The organism is Halorubellus litoreus (assembly GCF_037081675.1).
Classification (GTDB): Archaea; Halobacteriota; Halobacteria; order Halobacteriales; family Natrialbaceae; genus Halorubellus; species Halorubellus litoreus.
Genome location: NZ_JAZAQL010000005.1, coordinates 213,267 through 228,745 on the forward strand (window position 1 = coordinate 213,267; position 15,479 = coordinate 228,745).

At 69.0% G+C, this 15,479-nt stretch carries 13 protein-coding genes; 4 read left to right on the forward strand and 9 right to left on the reverse strand.

Annotation, left to right across the window (positions count from 1 at the left end; all coding sequences use genetic code 11):
- Positions 1–5 precede the first annotated feature (5 nt).
- The 3 genes from VYJ16_RS20305 (at position 6) to VYJ16_RS20315 (ending at position 4,165) form a co-directional block, all read left to right on the forward strand.
- Positions 6–2,327 (forward strand): DUF7846 domain-containing protein, encoded by a 2,322-nt coding sequence (locus VYJ16_RS20305; protein ID WP_336352144.1) that lies wholly within the window; start codon positions 6–8, stop codon positions 2,325–2,327.
- A 162-nt stretch (positions 2,328–2,489) separates the two neighbouring features.
- Positions 2,490–3,134 carry a helix-turn-helix domain-containing protein gene (locus VYJ16_RS20310; RefSeq protein ID WP_336352145.1) on the forward strand — a complete coding sequence of 215 codons (645 nt, stop codon included), beginning with the start codon at positions 2,490–2,492 and terminating at the stop codon, positions 3,132–3,134.
- Between the two features lie 80 nt (positions 3,135–3,214).
- Positions 3,215–4,165 carry a WD40/YVTN/BNR-like repeat-containing protein gene (locus tag VYJ16_RS20315; protein ID WP_336352146.1) on the forward strand — a complete coding sequence of 317 codons (951 nt, stop codon included), beginning with the start codon at positions 3,215–3,217 and terminating at the stop codon, positions 4,163–4,165.
- A gap of 47 nt (positions 4,166–4,212) precedes the next feature.
- Here VYJ16_RS20315 and VYJ16_RS20320 read toward each other — a convergent pair whose 3' ends face one another.
- The 9 genes from VYJ16_RS20320 to VYJ16_RS20360 all read right to left on the reverse strand — a co-directional run bounded on the left by VYJ16_RS20320 (position 4,213) and on the right by VYJ16_RS20360 (position 14,475).
- Positions 4,213–4,926, reverse strand: a complete 714-nt coding sequence (locus VYJ16_RS20320; RefSeq protein WP_336352147.1) for an FkbM family methyltransferase — start codon at positions 4,924–4,926, stop codon at positions 4,213–4,215.
- A 171-nt stretch (positions 4,927–5,097) separates the two neighbouring features.
- Complete coding sequence (locus tag VYJ16_RS20325; protein ID WP_227133491.1) at positions 5,098–5,418, reverse strand: DUF7126 family protein; 321 nt, start codon at positions 5,416–5,418, stop codon at positions 5,098–5,100.
- Positions 5,419–5,536: 118 nt separating this feature from the next.
- Complete coding sequence (guaA, locus tag VYJ16_RS20330; RefSeq protein ID WP_336352148.1) at positions 5,537–6,454, reverse strand: glutamine-hydrolyzing GMP synthase; 918 nt, start codon at positions 6,452–6,454, stop codon at positions 5,537–5,539.
- The gene (locus VYJ16_RS20335) at positions 6,454–8,157 is read right to left on the reverse strand and encodes a CTP synthase (protein ID WP_336352149.1); all 1,704 of its coding nucleotides are present in this window, start codon (positions 8,155–8,157) and stop codon (positions 6,454–6,456) included. Before VYJ16_RS20335 ends, guaA begins: the two co-directional genes overlap by 1 nt.
- A 146-nt stretch (positions 8,158–8,303) precedes the next feature.
- On the reverse strand, positions 8,304–9,377 hold the full coding sequence (locus tag VYJ16_RS20340; RefSeq protein WP_336352150.1) for an ABC transporter ATP-binding protein: 1,074 nt from the start codon (positions 9,375–9,377) through the stop codon (positions 8,304–8,306).
- On the reverse strand, positions 9,370–10,650 hold the full coding sequence (locus VYJ16_RS20345) for an ABC transporter ATP-binding protein (protein WP_336352151.1): 1,281 nt from the start codon (positions 10,648–10,650) through the stop codon (positions 9,370–9,372). Before VYJ16_RS20345 ends, VYJ16_RS20340 begins: the two co-directional genes overlap by 8 nt.
- Entirely contained in the window at positions 10,647–11,714 is a 1,068-nt protein-coding gene (locus VYJ16_RS20350) for an ABC transporter permease (RefSeq protein WP_379762917.1), read from the reverse strand. Before VYJ16_RS20350 ends, VYJ16_RS20345 begins: the two co-directional genes overlap by 4 nt.
- A 105-nt stretch (positions 11,715–11,819) precedes the next feature.
- Positions 11,820–12,821: an ABC transporter permease gene (locus tag VYJ16_RS20355; protein WP_336352153.1), complete on the reverse strand. Its 1,002-nt coding sequence runs from the start codon at positions 12,819–12,821 to the stop codon at positions 11,820–11,822.
- Positions 12,822–12,825: 4 nt separating this feature from the next.
- A complete protein-coding gene (locus VYJ16_RS20360; protein WP_336352154.1) occupies positions 12,826–14,475 on the reverse strand; it encodes an ABC transporter substrate-binding protein in 1,650 nt (549 codons plus the stop codon).
- A gap of 201 nt (positions 14,476–14,676) precedes the next feature.
- Between VYJ16_RS20360 and VYJ16_RS20365 the strand changes: the two genes are divergently transcribed.
- Complete coding sequence (locus VYJ16_RS20365; protein WP_336352155.1) at positions 14,677–15,474, forward strand: M14 family metallopeptidase; 798 nt, start codon at positions 14,677–14,679, stop codon at positions 15,472–15,474.
- Positions 15,475–15,479: the final 5 nt, after the last annotated feature.

The window sequence follows — 15,479 nt, forward strand, 5'->3', positions numbered from 1 at the left end:
TGCTCGTGGTCGACGTCGACTCCTTCCTCGCGTCCGCACGTGTCTGGACGAGCGACCGCGCCGGTTCGCTCGCGCTCGGCGCACTCGCCGGCGTCGTGGTGCTCGGCGTGTCCGTGCTCGTGTTCCCGTATCACTCGACGAATCACGACGAGGCGGTGTACCTCCAGCAGGCCGCGCTCCTCCTGGAGGGCCAGGTCTTCATGCGACCGCCGGTTCCGGAGGCGTTCCGCCCGTGGTTCTTCGTGCGCGACGGCGACGTCCTGTACTCGAAGTACACGCCGGTCACCGCCGCCGTCTTCGCGGCCGGGAAGGCACTCGCGGGCTCGTATCGCGTCGCACTCGGCGTCGTCGCCGCCGGGAACGTCGCGCTCGTCGTCGCGCTCGCGAAGGCGGCGTTCGACCGTCGGACCGCGCTCCTCGCCGGCGGACTCCTGCTCGTCTCGCCGCTGTTCGTCGTCTCCTCGTCGGTGTTCCTCTCGTACGCGCCGACGACGCTGTTCAACCTCGCGTTCGCGTACGCGTACGTCCGGAGCGTCCGCGTCGACGCCGCGGACGACGCGGGCGCTGCCGCGGACGCTCCCGCGCGGTTCGGCGCGAGCCGACGCGCGCTCGCGTGGGCGGCGGTCGCGGGCGTCGCCGTCGGCCTCGCGTTCTTCTCGCGGCCGTACACCGCGGTCCTGTTCGCGACGCCGTTCGTCGCGCACGCCGCGTACCGGGTGTTCGCCGTGCGGTCGCGGCGCGCGCTCGCAGCGAACGCCGTCACGGGCGCGCTCGGCGTCGCGTTCGTCGCACTCGCGCTCGCCTACAACGTCGTCGTCACCGGCGACGCGCTCACGTTCCCGTACCAGGCGTTCGCGCCAGCGGACGGCCTCGGGTTCGGGACGCGCGAGATACTCGACTACTCGCGGGAGTACACGCCGGCGCTCGCCGTCCGCGCAAACGCCGAGGTCGTCGCCAGACTCCTCGTCCGCTGGGTCCCCCTCGGTATCGCCGGCACGCTCCTGGCGACGTGGGGCGCTCGGCGCGCGTTCGACGACGACATCGACGACGACGCTGAGGTCGTTGAGACGACTGCGACCGACGAGACCGCTTTGACGGGCGGCGACGCGCTGCCGGACCGGACGCTGCGCGCGCTCCTCCTCGCCATCGCACCCGTCGTCGTCCTCGGGAACGTCGCGTTCTGGGGGAACCTCAACGTCCTCGGGGACCTCGACGTCCTCGGCGACGGCCTCGTGTGGACGCTCGGCCCGTACTATCACTTCGACGTCCTCGTCCCGGTCGCCGTCTTCGGCGCCGTCGGCGCGCGCGACCTCGCTGGCCGAGTCCGCCGTCGCGTCGCCGCAACAGACGGCGCCAGGAGCCGGGGCGTCGCAGCGGTCGGCGTCGCGCTCGCGCTCGTCGTCGCCGCGGTCGGCGTCGGCGCGCTCGCGCACCCGCTGGCGGCGAACTACGTCACCAGCGAGCACCTCTCGGACGCGTACGACGTGGAACGCGAGTACGACGACGCGGTCGTCTTCCTTCCACAGATCTACGGCGACTGGTTGAACCACCCGCTACAGGGGTACCGGAACGACCCCGGGTTCGACGGCGACGCCGTGTACGCGCTCGACCGCGACGAGGAGAACTTCGCGGTCGTCGACGCGTTCCCGAACCGCTCGTACTACCGGTACACGTACCGCGGACAGTGGCTGCCGTTCCAGGGCGAATCCGTCGAACCGCGCGTCCAGCGCGTCGACGTCGCCCGCGGCGACCGGGCGGGCGTCGACGTCTCGCTGGGCACGCCCGAGTGGACGGTCCGCGGCGCGGTCGAACTGACGACCGCCGAGGACTCCGTGGCGTACTACGTGAACGACACGACCGACGGCGTGGATGCGCGTCTCGTCGTCGCCGGCGGTCGTGCGCGCCTCGTCGGGAGCGACGTCGAGCCGCGGACGGGGAACGGGAGCGTCCGCGTCGGGAGCACGGACACCGTCACCGTGACCGCGTTCCTCGGTGGACAGGGAACTGCGGGGCTCACGTACCGCGTCGAGACCCCCGTCCGCGGCGGCCACGACGGGAGCGAGAGCGCGGTGATGACGCCGTACGTCGAGACGTGCGTCGAGTTCGGGACGTGCCGTGGTGGGGCCGCCTACCTCCCCGAGGAGAGCGACCCCGGCGTCACCGTCGCGGTGGACGTCTGGGCGACCGCGACCGGGAACGCGTCCAGCACGAGCGCGAGGGACGACACCGGGGGTGCCACCGCCGCTCGAGCAACTGATATGGGCTCTCGGAAGCCAGCGAGCTGTCCTGCCGGTGTGCTCTCGGCCTGCCGCTCGACCGAACGCTGAGTCGCCGTCGGACAACGGACAGAGACACTGTTTCAGGCTCCAGAACGGCCAACAGAACCAATATTTCCATTGGCAATCGAACACAGAAGACCCTTACGTGACCGGACTGGACAACTGAACCTGCATGGCCTGGGAGTGCCCGCTTCGCGGAGGTGAGCGGTGATGAACGTCGCCGGCGTCCACGCGGAGCTCGCCGTCGACCCCGCGGACGCCTGTCCGCTCGACGCGCTCGCCGAGGACCTCGACCTCCGCCGGTTCGTCCCCGGGTCCCCGACGGGGCCGGCGCAGGTCGTCGTCGCTCCCGAGGACGACGGCGACCCGGCGGCGGATGCGAGCGACGTCGACGGCGTTCGTCCCGTCATCGAGGTGGAGACCGACGCCATCTGTCGGCTCGACCCCGACGAGTGCCCGCACGACCCCTGTCTCGGGCGCGGCCTCGGCTTCCTTCCCGTCGAACCCTTCCACCTGCGGTTCCGCGACGGCGAGCTCTCCTGTCACCTCGCCGCGCGCGACGACGCCGAGGTCCGCGAGTGCGTGAGCGCGCTCCGCGAGGCCGGGTTCGACGTGTCCCTCCGCCAGCTCCACGCCGACGCGCTCCCAGGCGACGGGTCCATCGCCATCGTGGACCTCGACGAGCTCACGGAACGCCAGCGCGAGGTCGCGGCGTACGCTGTCGCGAACGACTACTTCTCGCTGGATGGTCCGACCGCCGCGGACGTCGCGGCCGACCTCGGCATCTCGAAGTCGACGCTCTCCGCGCACATCCGTGCGGCTCGCCAGAAGATAGGCGACCAGGTCTTCGACTGACTCGGGTACTTAAATCATCGAATTGTTCGGCGTCACGTCCAACGGTTTCCAGCCCAGTAATTACTATTGGTGAGACAACGATGACGCCGAATCGCCGCACGTTCATGAAGCGCGCAGGAAGTGTCGCAGCACTCGCAGCGGTCGGTGCGACCGGCGCGAGCGCCGAATCGGGGTGGACGACGCGAGAGTCGCCGACGGGCAGCACGCTGTACGACGTGGAGGAGACCACGGCGGGCGTGTACGCGGTCGGCGCGGGCGGGGTCGTGCTCGAACGCACGCCGAAGGGCTACGTGAAGGTGCTCGACGGCGGCCCGACGGGGAACGGGAACTCGCTGTACGGCGCGGACGTCACGGACGACGGGAAGCGCCTCTGGTTCGTCGGTTCCAGCGGTGCCATCGGCGAGTACGACGTCGAGACCGGCACGCTCCAGAGCCACTCCGCGCCGATGGACGTCACGAACAACTTCAACGACGTCTCCGTCACCGGCCGCGCGGGCGAGGCGAACGTCTACGTCGCGGGCGATAGCGGGAAGCTGTACTACAGCTTCGAGAACGGCGAATCTCAGACCTGGGAGTACACGACGCCCGCGTCCGGGTCGGCGATCAACGCGGTGGACTTCCACGACGCCACGTCCGGACACATCGTCGACGGGAACCAGACGGTGCTGTACACGCGCGACGGCGCGACGTGGGACAAGCTCGGCATCGAGAACGCGAACCACAACTTCTACGGCGTCGACTCCGACGGCTTCGACGACGTCTGGGTCTCCGGCGGCGGCGGCACCATCTTCCACTGGAACGGCTCGGAGTGGATCCGGAGCGATACCGGCGACGCCGGCCAGCGAGACATCGAGGTCGCCGGCCGCGACGAGGGCTACGTCGTCGGCGGCGGCGGCAAGGTCTACGACCGCGAAGATGAGAAGTGGACCGCGGACGCGACGCCGACCGGCCAGAACCTCAAAGCAGTGGTCCTGCTGGGCGGCGAATCAGCCGTCGCCGTCGGCGCCGGCGGCACCATCGTCGAACGCTGACGCGACGCGAGTAGCGAGCACAGTATCGAGTCCACCGCGCCGTCGCCTCAGTCGTCGCGGACGGCGGTGAGGATGACGATGCCCTTCGCTGCGTCCTCGACGCCGCGGTCGACGACGTCGTAGTCCAGGCGGTCGAGTTCCGCGCGGACGTCCGCTTCCGGCGCATCGAAGTTCGCGTGCGCCTCGACGACGACGACGCGCGGCCGGATGCGAAGCTCGCGGAGGATACCGAGTTCCGCGCCCTCGCAGTCCATCTCGAGGACGTCACACGCCGGGAGGTCCGCAGCGTCGACCACGGCCGCGTCCTCGGGTGGCGTGTACGTCGACACCGCCGACCCGACGATGGCGTGCTCGACGTCGACGCGGTTCTCGACGTCGTTTATCTCCAAGGTCTCCGCGACGAGGTCGTACTGGTCCGCGCCCGCCTCGTACGTCGTCACCGACCCCGTCGGGCCGACGCGGCGGGCGGCCACGACCGACGACACGCCGAACCCGCCGCCGACGACGACGACGTCGTCGCCGTCGCGGACGTGGTCGCGTAACGCCGCGACGATGTCCGCCTCGTACTCCGGGAACCGGTCCGTGAAGTCGAAGAGCTTCGCGCCGCGAGCGGTGACGCCGTTGTGCGTGCTGAGCTTGTACGGCAGATGCGAGCGGACGAATCGGTTGTAGACCGACTGGACGGTCCCCGGGCCGTCCTCGGTCGGCGAGTCCGCGGGTTCGCTGGTCGACGTGACACGACTGGTGACGCTCCCGAGCATGCACGAACGGTCGCGTCCCGACGGCATCAACTCGCGTTCGTCCTCGCGCGTCGACTCCGCGCTCGTTTCGACGCTCGATACGCACGACAGCGGCGGGACACCGCGAAGAACGAGCTGGTGGGTGCTCGCGACGGCGGCCGCGAGCGGTCGGCGTGCGTACTTCGGGGCGCGTCAGGCCGCGAGCTCCTCGGCGACCGTCGCGGAGTCCAGGAGCGCGGGGTCGACCGACAGCACCTCCTGGCCGGAGACGAACTCCGGCAGCGAGTCGTCCGTGTAGCAGACGACCCGGACGTCCTCGTTCAGGTCCTTCGCGACCGGGATCGAGGTCGCCTGCCCGACGTCCGTGAGCACGAACAGGTCGGCGTCGTGCACCCCGGCTTCCTCTAGGGCCGGCCGGTTCGCGACGTCCGGGACGACCGTGACGTCGTACCCCACCGCTTCGAGTTCACCCACGAGTTCGTGTTCGTCGACACCAGCGAAAATCGCGTGCATCACGTCACCAATCGGGCCGCGCAAGTATGTGCCTTTTCCCCCGACGCGAGCGTGCGTCGCGATGCCGCGGGACGCGTCCACGCGCCCCGCGACGCCGACTGCGGCGCCGACCGCGGCGCTACTCGTACTCGATGGTCGCGGGCGGTTTGTGCGTGACGTCGTAGACGACGCGCGCGACGTTGTCGTGGCCGCCCGTGATGCGGGACTGGATGCGCTGGAGGGTCTCCCAGTCGATCTCCTGCGCGCGAGCGGTCATCCCGTCGCGGGATTCGACCGAGCGCACGCTCACGACCCAGCCGTGCACGCGGTTGTCGCCCTTCACGCCCGTCGCTTTTCCAATCACCGCAGCGAGCGCCTGCCAGGGCTCGTACTCCTCGAGCTCGTCCTCGACGACGTGGTTCGCCATCCGCGCGACGTCGAGCTTCTCCTCGGTGACCTCGCCGATGATGCGCACGGCGAGCCCCGGGCCGGGGAACGGCATGCGTTCGGCGATGATCTCCTCCAGGTCGAGCTCGCGTGCGACCTCGCGGACCTCGTCCTTGTAGAGGTCGCGCATCGGTTCGACGATGCCCTCGAAGTCGACGACATCGGGGAGCCCGCCGACGTTGTGGTGGCTCTTGATGGTGCCCTCGCTCTCGATGCGGTCCGGGTAGATGGTGCCCTGGACGAGGTAGTCCGCGTCCACGTCCTTCGCGACCGTCTCGAACTCGCGGATGAACTGCTCGCCGATGACGTGACGCTTCGCCTCGGGGTCGGTCACGCCCTCGAGTTCGTCGAGGAACCGGTCCTTCGCGTCGACGATGCGGAGCGAGTCCATGTAGTCGAAGACGTCGCGTATCTGGTCGGTCTCGCCTTCGCGCATCAGGCCGGTGTCGACGTACACGGGCGTGAGCTGGCTCCCGATGGCCTCGTACGCGAGCGCGGCGGCGGTCGAGGAGTCCACGCCACCCGAGAGGGCGATGACGGCGTTCGCGTCGCCAACCTCGTTGCTGATCTCAGCGATCTTCTCGTCGATGAACGAGTCGACGTCCACCATCAGACCGTCACCTCCTCGCCCTCGTCGACATCGCCGTCGATTGCCCCGTTGTCGGCGCCGTCGACGCCCGCGCGCTCCATGACGGCGTCGAGCAGCGCGACGAACGGCGGACTCGGGCGACCGGGCCGCGACCGGAACTCGGGATGGAACTGCGTCCCGAGGAAGTAGGGATGGTCCTCGTGCTCGAGGATCTCCATGCGGTTGCCCGCGCGACCACTGAAGACGAGCGGCGTCTCCTCGAAGTCCTCGAAGTACTCGGGGTTCACCTCGTACCGGTGCCGGTGGCGTTCCGTGCAGACGTTCGCGTCGTAGACGTCCGCGGCGAGCGTCCCCGGCGTGATGTCGGTCTGGTGCGCGCCGAGCCGCATCGTCCCACCCATGTCGTTGACCTCGTACTGCTCGGGGAGGATGTCGATGACGGGGTCGGGCGTGTCCGGGTCCATCTCCGCGGAGTCAGCGTCCTCGTACCCGAGGACGTTCCGCGCGTGCTCGACGACCGCCATCTGGAAGCCGAGACAGAGCCCGAGGAACGGGACGTCGTTCTCGCGGGCGTACCGGATGGCCTCTATCTTCCCCTGCGTGCCCCGCGACCCGAAGCCGCCGGGGACGACGACGCCGTCGCACTCGCGGAGGCGCTCTCGGTTCTCGCCGTCGTCGTCGCCGTCGACCATCTCGTCGGAATCGACCCAGTGCACGTCGACGTCGATGCCGGCGTGCAAGCCGGCGTGCTTGAGCGCCTCGTTCACGCTCATGTACGCGTCCTCGAGGTCGTACTTCCCGACGAGCGCCACGTCCACGCTGCCGTCGCGGTCGCGCGTGACGAGGTCGCGCCAGGAGTTGTCGCGCTCGGGGACGGGGAGTGCGGTGCCGAGCAGGTCGAGTTCCTGCATGACGTACTCGTCCAGCCCTTCTTCCTCGACCATCAGCGGGACGTGGTAGATGTCCTCGACGTCCGGGTTCGAGAACACGGCCTCGGTCGCGACGTCACAGAACAACGCGATCTTCTCCTTGGTCTCCGCGTCGAGCTTGTCCTCGCAGCGCCCCACGAGGATGTCCGGCTGGAGTCCGATGGACCGGAGTTCCTTCACGGAGTGCTGGGTGGGCTTGGTCTTCTGCTCGCCGTTCTTCGAGTACGGGACGAGCGTGACGTGCGTGAGGAGGAAGTCCTCCTCGTCCTCCTCGTGCGCGAACTGGCGGAGCGCTTCGAGATAGGGCATCCCTTCGATGTCGCCGACTGTCCCGCCGATCTCGACGATGCAGACGTCGGTGCCTTCGGCGGCCTCGCGGATGCGTCGCTTGATGTCGTCGGTGATGTGCGGGATCACCTGGACGGTCTTCCCGAGGTAGTCGCCCGCGCGCTCCTTCTCGATGACGTGCTTGTACGTCTTCCCCGTGGTGACGTTGTGGTCGAACGTCATGTCCTCGTCGAGGAAGCGCTCGTAGTTCCCCAGGTCGAGGTCGACCTCCCCGCCGTCCTTGAGGACGTACACTTCGCCGTGCTGGTAGGGGTTCATCGTGCCGGCGTCGACGTTCAGGTACGGGTCGACCTTGACCGCGGTCACGTCGAAGCCAGCGTTCTTGAGGAGACGGCCTGTGCTCGCGGCCGTGATGCCCTTCCCCAGCCCGGACATCACGCCACCTGTTACGAAAATGAACTTGTTCCCGAGCGTCGGGTCGTACTCGGTGTCGGACTCCTTCGGCATACCGAGTGTGCGCGAGGCCGCCCCAAAACCATTTCGGAGCACCCCCGGCGTGGCGGTCGGTAGCACGGTGGAGAAACCCTGACCTTGGTCGGGTGAGACGCCTCGAACATGGACGTTCGGTCACTCCACGGGTCGGCCGGTTCGGCTCAGTCGTCGTCGGCGACCCCACCGCTCGCCACGTCCTCGGTCTCGTCGACGTGCTCGAGTGGCGCGCTCTGCCAGTACTCGTGGGCGTCGTCCGCGCGGAAGCACGCGGCGTCGTGGTTCGCGCCGACGTCGTAGTCCGGCGGCAACTCCCGCTTGCAGGCTTCCCTGGCGTGCGGGCACCGCGTGTGGAACCGACAGCCCGTCGGCGGGTTCCGCGGCGACGGCACGTCGCCCTCAAGCGTCCCGCCGCGACGCCCGTACTCCTCGACGCTCGCGCGCGGCACGCTGTCGAGGAGCGCCTGCGTGTACGGATGCCGTGGGTTCTCGAATATCTCGTCGACCGGCCCGGTCTCGACGACCTTCCCGAGGTACATCACCGCCACGCGGTCGGAGATGTGCCGCACCACGCTCAGGTCGTGCGCGACGAACAGGTACGTCAGCCCGAAGTCGTCCTGGAGGTCCTCCAGGAGGTTCAGCACCTGCGCCTGCACCGAGACGTCCAGCGCGCTCACGGGTTCGTCGAGCACGACGAACTCGGGGTCGAGCGCGAGCGCTCTCGCGATACCGATGCGCTGGCGTTGCCCGCCGGAGAACTCGTGGGGGTACCGGTCGACCTGCCGCGCCGACAGCCCGACGCGCTCCAGGAGCTCCTTCGCGCGCTCGGTGCGCTCCGCGCTGTCCGCGAGGTCGTGGATGCGCAGCCCCTCGGTGACGATCTCGCCGACCGTCATCCGCGGGTCCAGGCTCGAGAACGGGTCCTGGAAGACGATCTGGGCGTCCTGCCGGAACTGCGTTCGCTCGCGCGACGTCATCTCGAAGACGTCCGCGCCGTCGAAGCGGACCGACCCGCCGGTCGCCTCGCGGAGCGCGAGCAGCGTCTCGCTCGTCGTCGACTTCCCGCACCCGGACTCGCCGACGAGCCCGAGCGTCTCCCCGCGCTCGACGTCGAAGGACACGCCGTCGACCGCCCGCACCGCCTGCGGCTCCCGGCCCAGCAGTCGGTCGAACAGCGTGTCGTTCTCGAAGTAGTACTTCTCCAGGTCCTCGACCTCGACGAGGGGGTCCTCAGTCATCGCCGGCACCTCCGTCGGTCGCGGCGTCACCACGGTCGGCCGCGCCGTCGGTCGCGTCGGCTGTCTCCTCGAAGTACCCGTCTTCGAGCGCGGTCGCGGGGTCGTACTCGCCGTCGGCGAGCACGCACCGCGCGGTGTGGTCCGGGTCGCCGTCGACCGGGCGCTCGTGGGGGCGTTCGAGGCACGCCTCCATCGCCTTCGGGCAGCGGTCCGCGAAGTAACAGCGGTCGGGCATCTCGCTGTCGACGAGGTTCGGGACGTTCCCCTCGATGGGCTGGAGCCGCGCTGCGGGGTCCTCGACGTCCGGAATCGAACCCAGGAGCCCCTGCGTGTACGGATGCGTCGGCTGCTCGAAGACGTCCTCGAGCGACCCGCGTTCGACGACCTCGCCCGCGTACATCACGCCGACGCGGTCGCACATCCGCGCGATGACGCCGAGGTCGTGCGTGATGAGCACCACGCTCATCCCGCGGTCCTGCTGGATGTCCCGCAGCAGGTCCAGGATCTGCGCCTGGATGGTCACGTCCAGTGCGGTCGTCGGTTCGTCCGCGAACAACACGTCGGGTTCGCCGGCGAGCGCCTGCGCGACCATCGCGCGCTGGAGCATCCCGCCCGAGAACTGGTGGGGGTACTCGTCGGCGCGCTCCACGGGGTCGGGGATACCGACCTGCTCTAAGAGCTCGATGGCGCGCTCGCGGCTCGCGTCGCTCGTGTACTCGCGGCCCGGGACGAGCGTGTCGACGATGAGCTTCCCGAGCCCGTACCCCTGCGTTCGCGAGCGCGTGCTCCGGGGGTTCGCGGACGCGCGGCGCTGCACCTCGACGGCCTCGGCGATCTGTTCGCCGACCGTCAACGACGGGTTGAAGCTACTCATCGGGTCCTGGAATATCATGCTGAACTTCGGGCCGCGCAGCGACCGACGGACGCCCTTCGGGAGCTGCCGGAGGTCGACGAAGTCGCCGTCGACCGCGTCGGGCGTCCGGTCGCGGAACTCCTCGGCGAGGTCGGGTTCGCGCAGCCACACCTCGCCGCCGGTGACGCGTCCGGGCGACTCGATGAGGTCGATCGCCGACAGCGCCGTCACGGACTTCCCAGACCCGGACTCGCCGACGATACCGAGGATCTCGTCCTCGCGGACGTCGAAACTCACCGACTCGACCGCGTTCACCTGGCCCTCCTCGGTGAAGAAGCGCGTCGTGAGGTTCTCGACGCGCAGGCGGTCGCGCTCGTGGGCGGTGTTGCGTGCGGACTCGCGGCCGGTCTCGCGACTCATACCCCGCCCTCCCCCTCGATGCCGGGGTCGAGGGCGTCCCGGAGCCAGTCACCGACGAGGTTCAATCCGACGACCGTTATCACGATGGCCAGCCCCGGCATCGCGGCGATCCACCACGCGGTCGACTGGTACTGGCGGCCGAGCGCGATGTCGAACCCCCAGGAGACGTTCGCCGACGAGAACCCGAGGAACGATAGCGCGCTCTCTAAGAGGATGATCGCGGCGATCTGGATGGTGCCGAGCACGAGGATGGGCGTGATGGCGTTCGGGAGCACGTGGCGGGCCAGTATCTTCGCGTCGCTCGCGCCGAGCGCGCGAGCGGCCTTCACGTACGACTGCTCGCGCAAGCTGAGGGCTTCGCCGCGCGCGACCCGCGCGAACCACACCCAGTTGACGAGCGCGACGACGACGATGATCGTCCCAGGCAGTACCGTGCTCTCTGGCATCCCCGTCGGGAGGCCGAGCGCGGACCGCCACGCCTCGGACAGTCCGCTCTGCACGAACGGGTCGGGGAGGCTCTGTTCGAGCGAATCGCCGAGCACGCCGATGAGCGCGATGGCGAGCACGATGGAGGGGAACGCGAGCATCACGTCCGCGCTCCGCATCAGGACGTCGTCGACCTTCCCGCGGTAGTAGCCGGCGACGAGCCCGACGCTGACGCCGACGAGCATCGCGAGCGCCGTCCCGAAGAACCCGACGAGCAACGACACCCTCGCGCCGTATATCAGCCGGGAGAGGATGTCGCGGCCGTTCCCGTCGGTCCCGAGCGGGTGCGCTATCGTCGCGTTCTCGTACACCGTCCGGTTCTCCGTGAGTATCTCGCCGTCCTCGAAGACGACGCTCCCGTTCTCCTGCACCGGGACCTCCTGAACGGTCGCCTTCGTGAAGCCAAGCGGCGGAAGGCGGGCCTCTTCGAGGTTCTGCGTGCCCGGTTTGTCCGGTGCGACCAGTGGCGCGAACAACGCCACCAGGAGCACGACCACGACGACGACGATGCCGACCTTCGCCAGGGCGTTCCGGTTCAGGCCGCGCTTCAGGCTCCGGACGGTGCGTGGCGACACCAGCCCGCGCAGGCCCTCCTGGAAGGGGAGCCTCGCGAACAGCCAGCCGAGCAGTTCCGATATCATGCGTCGAGTAGTTCCGATATCATGCGTCGAGTAGTTCCGCGTTCATCCGTCGAACCCCACCCGCGGGTTCACGTACGAGTACAGCGTGTCGACGACGATGTTCACCACGACGAACCCGACGGAGATGACGATGAGCGACCCCTGCACCATCGGCCAGTCCCGCGAGTTGATGCTATTGATGAGCACCTGCCCGAGCCCCGGCCAGTCGAAGACGAACTCCGTGATGACCGCACCGCCGATGAGCGTCCCGAGCTGGAGGCCGACGACGGTGATGATTGGGATGAGCGTGTTCCGGAGGACGTGCCGGTAGCGCACGAGCGACTCCGGGAGGCCCTTCGCTCGCGACGCCCGGACGTACGTCTTCCCGAGTTCGTCGAGCATCCCGCTGCGCGTCAGTCGCGTGATGAGCGCCGTGAAGTACGTCCCGAGCGTTATCGCCGGGAGCGTGATGTACCACAGCCACGTCACGAGGCCTTCGCCCGCCGCCTCGAGCTGTCCGGCGAACAGGAGCTCGAACACGGCGGGGATACCGATGGCGCGCTGGCTCGTCGGGAACAGGTTCAGTTGCACCGAGAGGATGATGATGAGCATCACGCCCAGCCAGAAGTTCGGCGTGCTGATGCCGGCGAGGCTGAACAGCGTCGCGCCGTAGTCCGGGGCCTCGTGGCGGTTCGTCGCGCTGACGACGCCGAGCGGGATGGCGATGATGACCGCGACCACGGTCGCCGCGACCGCGAGTTCGAGCGTCGCCGGGATGGACCGCGCGACCCGCGACGTGACCTCGGTCCCCGTCGTCAGCGACGTGCCGAGGTCGCCGACGGGGATGCCGCTGATGAACTCCCAGTACTGGACGTGCAGCGGCTCGTCGAGGCCGAGGTCGGCGATGACCTGCCGTCTGACCTCCGGGTCGACGTCCGGCGGCAGCAGGACGTTCGCGGGGTCACCGGGCGCGATGACGCGCAACCCGAAGACGATGGTGACGACTCCCCAGACCACGAACGCGCCCTGCAACAGTCGCTTCGTCAGGAACCGAGCGAACGACATCGAGTTACTCGGCGGGACTCATCGCGTAGGCGTCGATGCGCTCGTCGGACCGGGGCTCCCAGTCGACGCGAGAGCTGACGCCGTAGACGCTGAACTGCTGGTTGAGGAAGATCCACGGCGCTTCCTCGTGCGCGAGCGCGTTCGCCTCCTCGAGCGCCGAGATGCGTTCGTCGCCCGTGGAGTTCCCGGCGGTCTCGAGCAGCGAGTCGAACTCGTCGTTGCTCCACGACGTGAGCGCGCCGTTCGTCGTGAGCAAGGCGGTCATGACGAGCGCACCCTCGAACGTCGCCTCGCCCCATCCGATGAGGTACCACGGCGGTTTGTCCTCGATGTTCCCGGTGAGGAGTTCGTCGACGAGCGACCCGAAGTCCCGCTGATTCACGGTCGCGGAGACGTTCGGGAGTTCGTCGATGTACCCCGCGACCGCCTGCGCTATCTCGAGGTCCTTCAGGTACCGGCCGACGGGCGTGTTCAGTTCGATCTCGGCGCCGGCGTGCCCGGACGCTTCGACGAGGCGTTCGGCTTCCTCGGGGTCGTAGGGGTACGGGTCGACGTCGTCGTTGTGCCCGACGAACTCGGGGAGCGTCGGCTGGCCGGTCTGCGCGCCGAACCCGCCGAGGACGTTCGAGACGATGCTCTCCAGGTCGATGGCGTAGTTCATCGCCTGCCGGAACTGCTTCGAGGAGAACGGCTCGACGTCGTACCGCATCGCGTTGTAGATGATGCGCGTACTCGGTGCGGCGGCGACGCTCCCGGCGTCGCTGTTGTTGATGCGGTTGACCTCCTGCGGCGGGACGTTCACGATGATGTCGGTCTCGCCCTGGAGGAGCTGGTTGACGCGCGTGCTCGATTCGCTCGCGGATTCGAACGTGAGTTCGGACACCTGCGCGGGGTCGTCCCAGTAGTCCTCGTAGCGCGTGAGGACGACCTCCTCGTCCTGCGTGTAGCTGTCGAGCTGGAACGGTCCGGTGCCGTTCATCTGCTGGCCGATCTCGGACTTCGAGCGTTCTTCGACCCAGGACTGCTGCATGATGTCGCAGTACGTCGCGAACTCGCTGAACACGATGGGGTTGAGGCCGTCGAGTTGGACGCGGACGGTCGTCTGGTCGACCGCTTCCGCGCCGGTGACGCCGGCGAGCTGGTCGCTCTGCGGGCTCGCGAATCCGACGGACTCGTCGACGATGCGGTTGATGCTGTAGGCCGCGTCCGCGGCGACGAACGTATCGCCGTTGTGGAACGTGACGTCCTCGCGGAGCTGGAACTCGGCGGCGGCCTCGCCCTCGACGCGCGACCAGTCGGTCGCGAGCGCGGGCTGAGCCGCGCCTTCCGCGTCGCGCGTGATGAGGCCTTCGTAGGCGTGGAGCATCACGACGTCTGTCGGGGTCTCGCGGTGGTCGTGGGGGTCGAGGCCGGAGGGCATGTTCCCCTGCGTGACGCTTACGGGGAAGTCCGGGAGGTCCATCCCGTCGCCGCCGTCGCCGCCGTCGCCACCGTCACCGCCGTCGCCACCGTCGCCACCGTCGCCGGTGGTGGTGTCGGTGTCGCCGTCCCCCTCGTCGTCGTTCCCGCCCAGACAACCGGCGAGTGCCGCCGCGACTGCGGTGCCGCCCGCGTACTTCAGGAAGTCCCGCCTTCGGGTGTCATTCTCTGGCATGACCCGTACTACCGCCGACATGGATATAAATCCACCGTAGAAATGACCAGCAGTCGCGGCTTTCTTCACCGACTCTCGCCGCTTCATTCAGGACGGCTGACACGGGCTCGCCGGGGTGCCGGAGTGCCGGAGCGTCGGACCACCGGAGCTGTGACCCGCGACGCACGAGCAGTTATGCCCGTTCGAGCGCGAGTACCGTCGATGCGAACGCACACGCTGGGCGAGGGCGAACCGGCGCTCGCCGTCGTCGTCGGCCAGCACGGCGACGAACCCTGCGGCGAACGAGCGATGGAGCGACTCTTCGCGGACGACGACCTCCGGGTCGCGGGCGCGGTCCTGTTCGTCGTCGCGAACGAGCGCGCCGCCGAGGCCGGCGAGCGGTTCGTGGACGTGGACCTGAACCGCGCGTACCCCGGCGACCCCGACGCCGACGCCTACGAGGCGCGGCTCGCGACCGAACTCCTCGACGTCGTCGACGGCCTCCCCGTCCTCGACCTCCACTCGACGGTGTCGACGGCCGAACCGTTCGCGCTCTACCAGCGACTCACCCCGGAGACGCGACGACTGCTCGAACGCACCGGCCTGGACCGCGCCGTCGACATCCGCACCGAGGCCGGCGGTCTCACGTCGCACGTCGACGGCGTCGCCGTCGAATGCGGCCTGAAGGGCACCGAAACGGCGGTCGACAACGCCGAGCGCGTCGTCAGGAACGCCCTCGCGACCGCGGGCGTCCTCGACGGCGACGGCGTCGTCGCCGACCCGACCGTCTTCGAGGTCACGGACCGCGTCGACGGCACCGGCTACGAGTTCCTCGGCGAGAACTTCGTCGCGGTGCCCGCGGGCACGCCGTTCGCGCGACGCGGCGACGACGAACTCGTCGCCGACGACCCGTTCTACCCCGTCCTCATGTCCACGGACGGCTACGACGACAGCGTCGGGTTCCGCGCGCGGCGACGCGGCCCGCTCTCCGAACTCCCCGACGACGACGAGAGCGACTGACCGCT

Coding starts and splice junctions, on each gene's coding strand:
- VYJ16_RS20310 (WP_336352145.1), top strand. CDS start 2,490: ATGAACGTCGCCGGCGTCCACGCGGAGCTCGCCGTCGACCCCGCGGAC.
- VYJ16_RS20315 (WP_336352146.1), top strand. CDS start 3,215: ATGACGCCGAATCGCCGCACGTTCATGAAGCGCGCAGGAAGTGTCGCA.
- VYJ16_RS20320 (WP_336352147.1), bottom strand. CDS start 4,926: ATGCTCGGGAGCGTCACCAGTCGTGTCACGTCGACCAGCGAACCCGCG.
- VYJ16_RS20325 (WP_227133491.1), bottom strand. CDS start 5,418: ATGCACGCGATTTTCGCTGGTGTCGACGAACACGAACTCGTGGGTGAA.
- guaA (WP_336352148.1), bottom strand. CDS start 6,454: ATGGTGGACGTCGACTCGTTCATCGACGAGAAGATCGCTGAGATCAGC.
- VYJ16_RS20335 (WP_336352149.1), bottom strand. CDS start 8,157: ATGCCGAAGGAGTCCGACACCGAGTACGACCCGACGCTCGGGAACAAG.
- VYJ16_RS20340 (WP_336352150.1), bottom strand. CDS start 9,377: ATGACTGAGGACCCCCTCGTCGAGGTCGAGGACCTGGAGAAGTACTAC.
- VYJ16_RS20345 (WP_336352151.1), bottom strand. CDS start 10,650: ATGAGTCGCGAGACCGGCCGCGAGTCCGCACGCAACACCGCCCACGAG.
- VYJ16_RS20355 (WP_336352153.1), bottom strand. CDS start 12,821: ATGTCGTTCGCTCGGTTCCTGACGAAGCGACTGTTGCAGGGCGCGTTC.
- VYJ16_RS20360 (WP_336352154.1), bottom strand. CDS start 14,475: ATGCCAGAGAATGACACCCGAAGGCGGGACTTCCTGAAGTACGCGGGC.
- VYJ16_RS20365 (WP_336352155.1), top strand. CDS start 14,677: ATGCGAACGCACACGCTGGGCGAGGGCGAACCGGCGCTCGCCGTCGTC.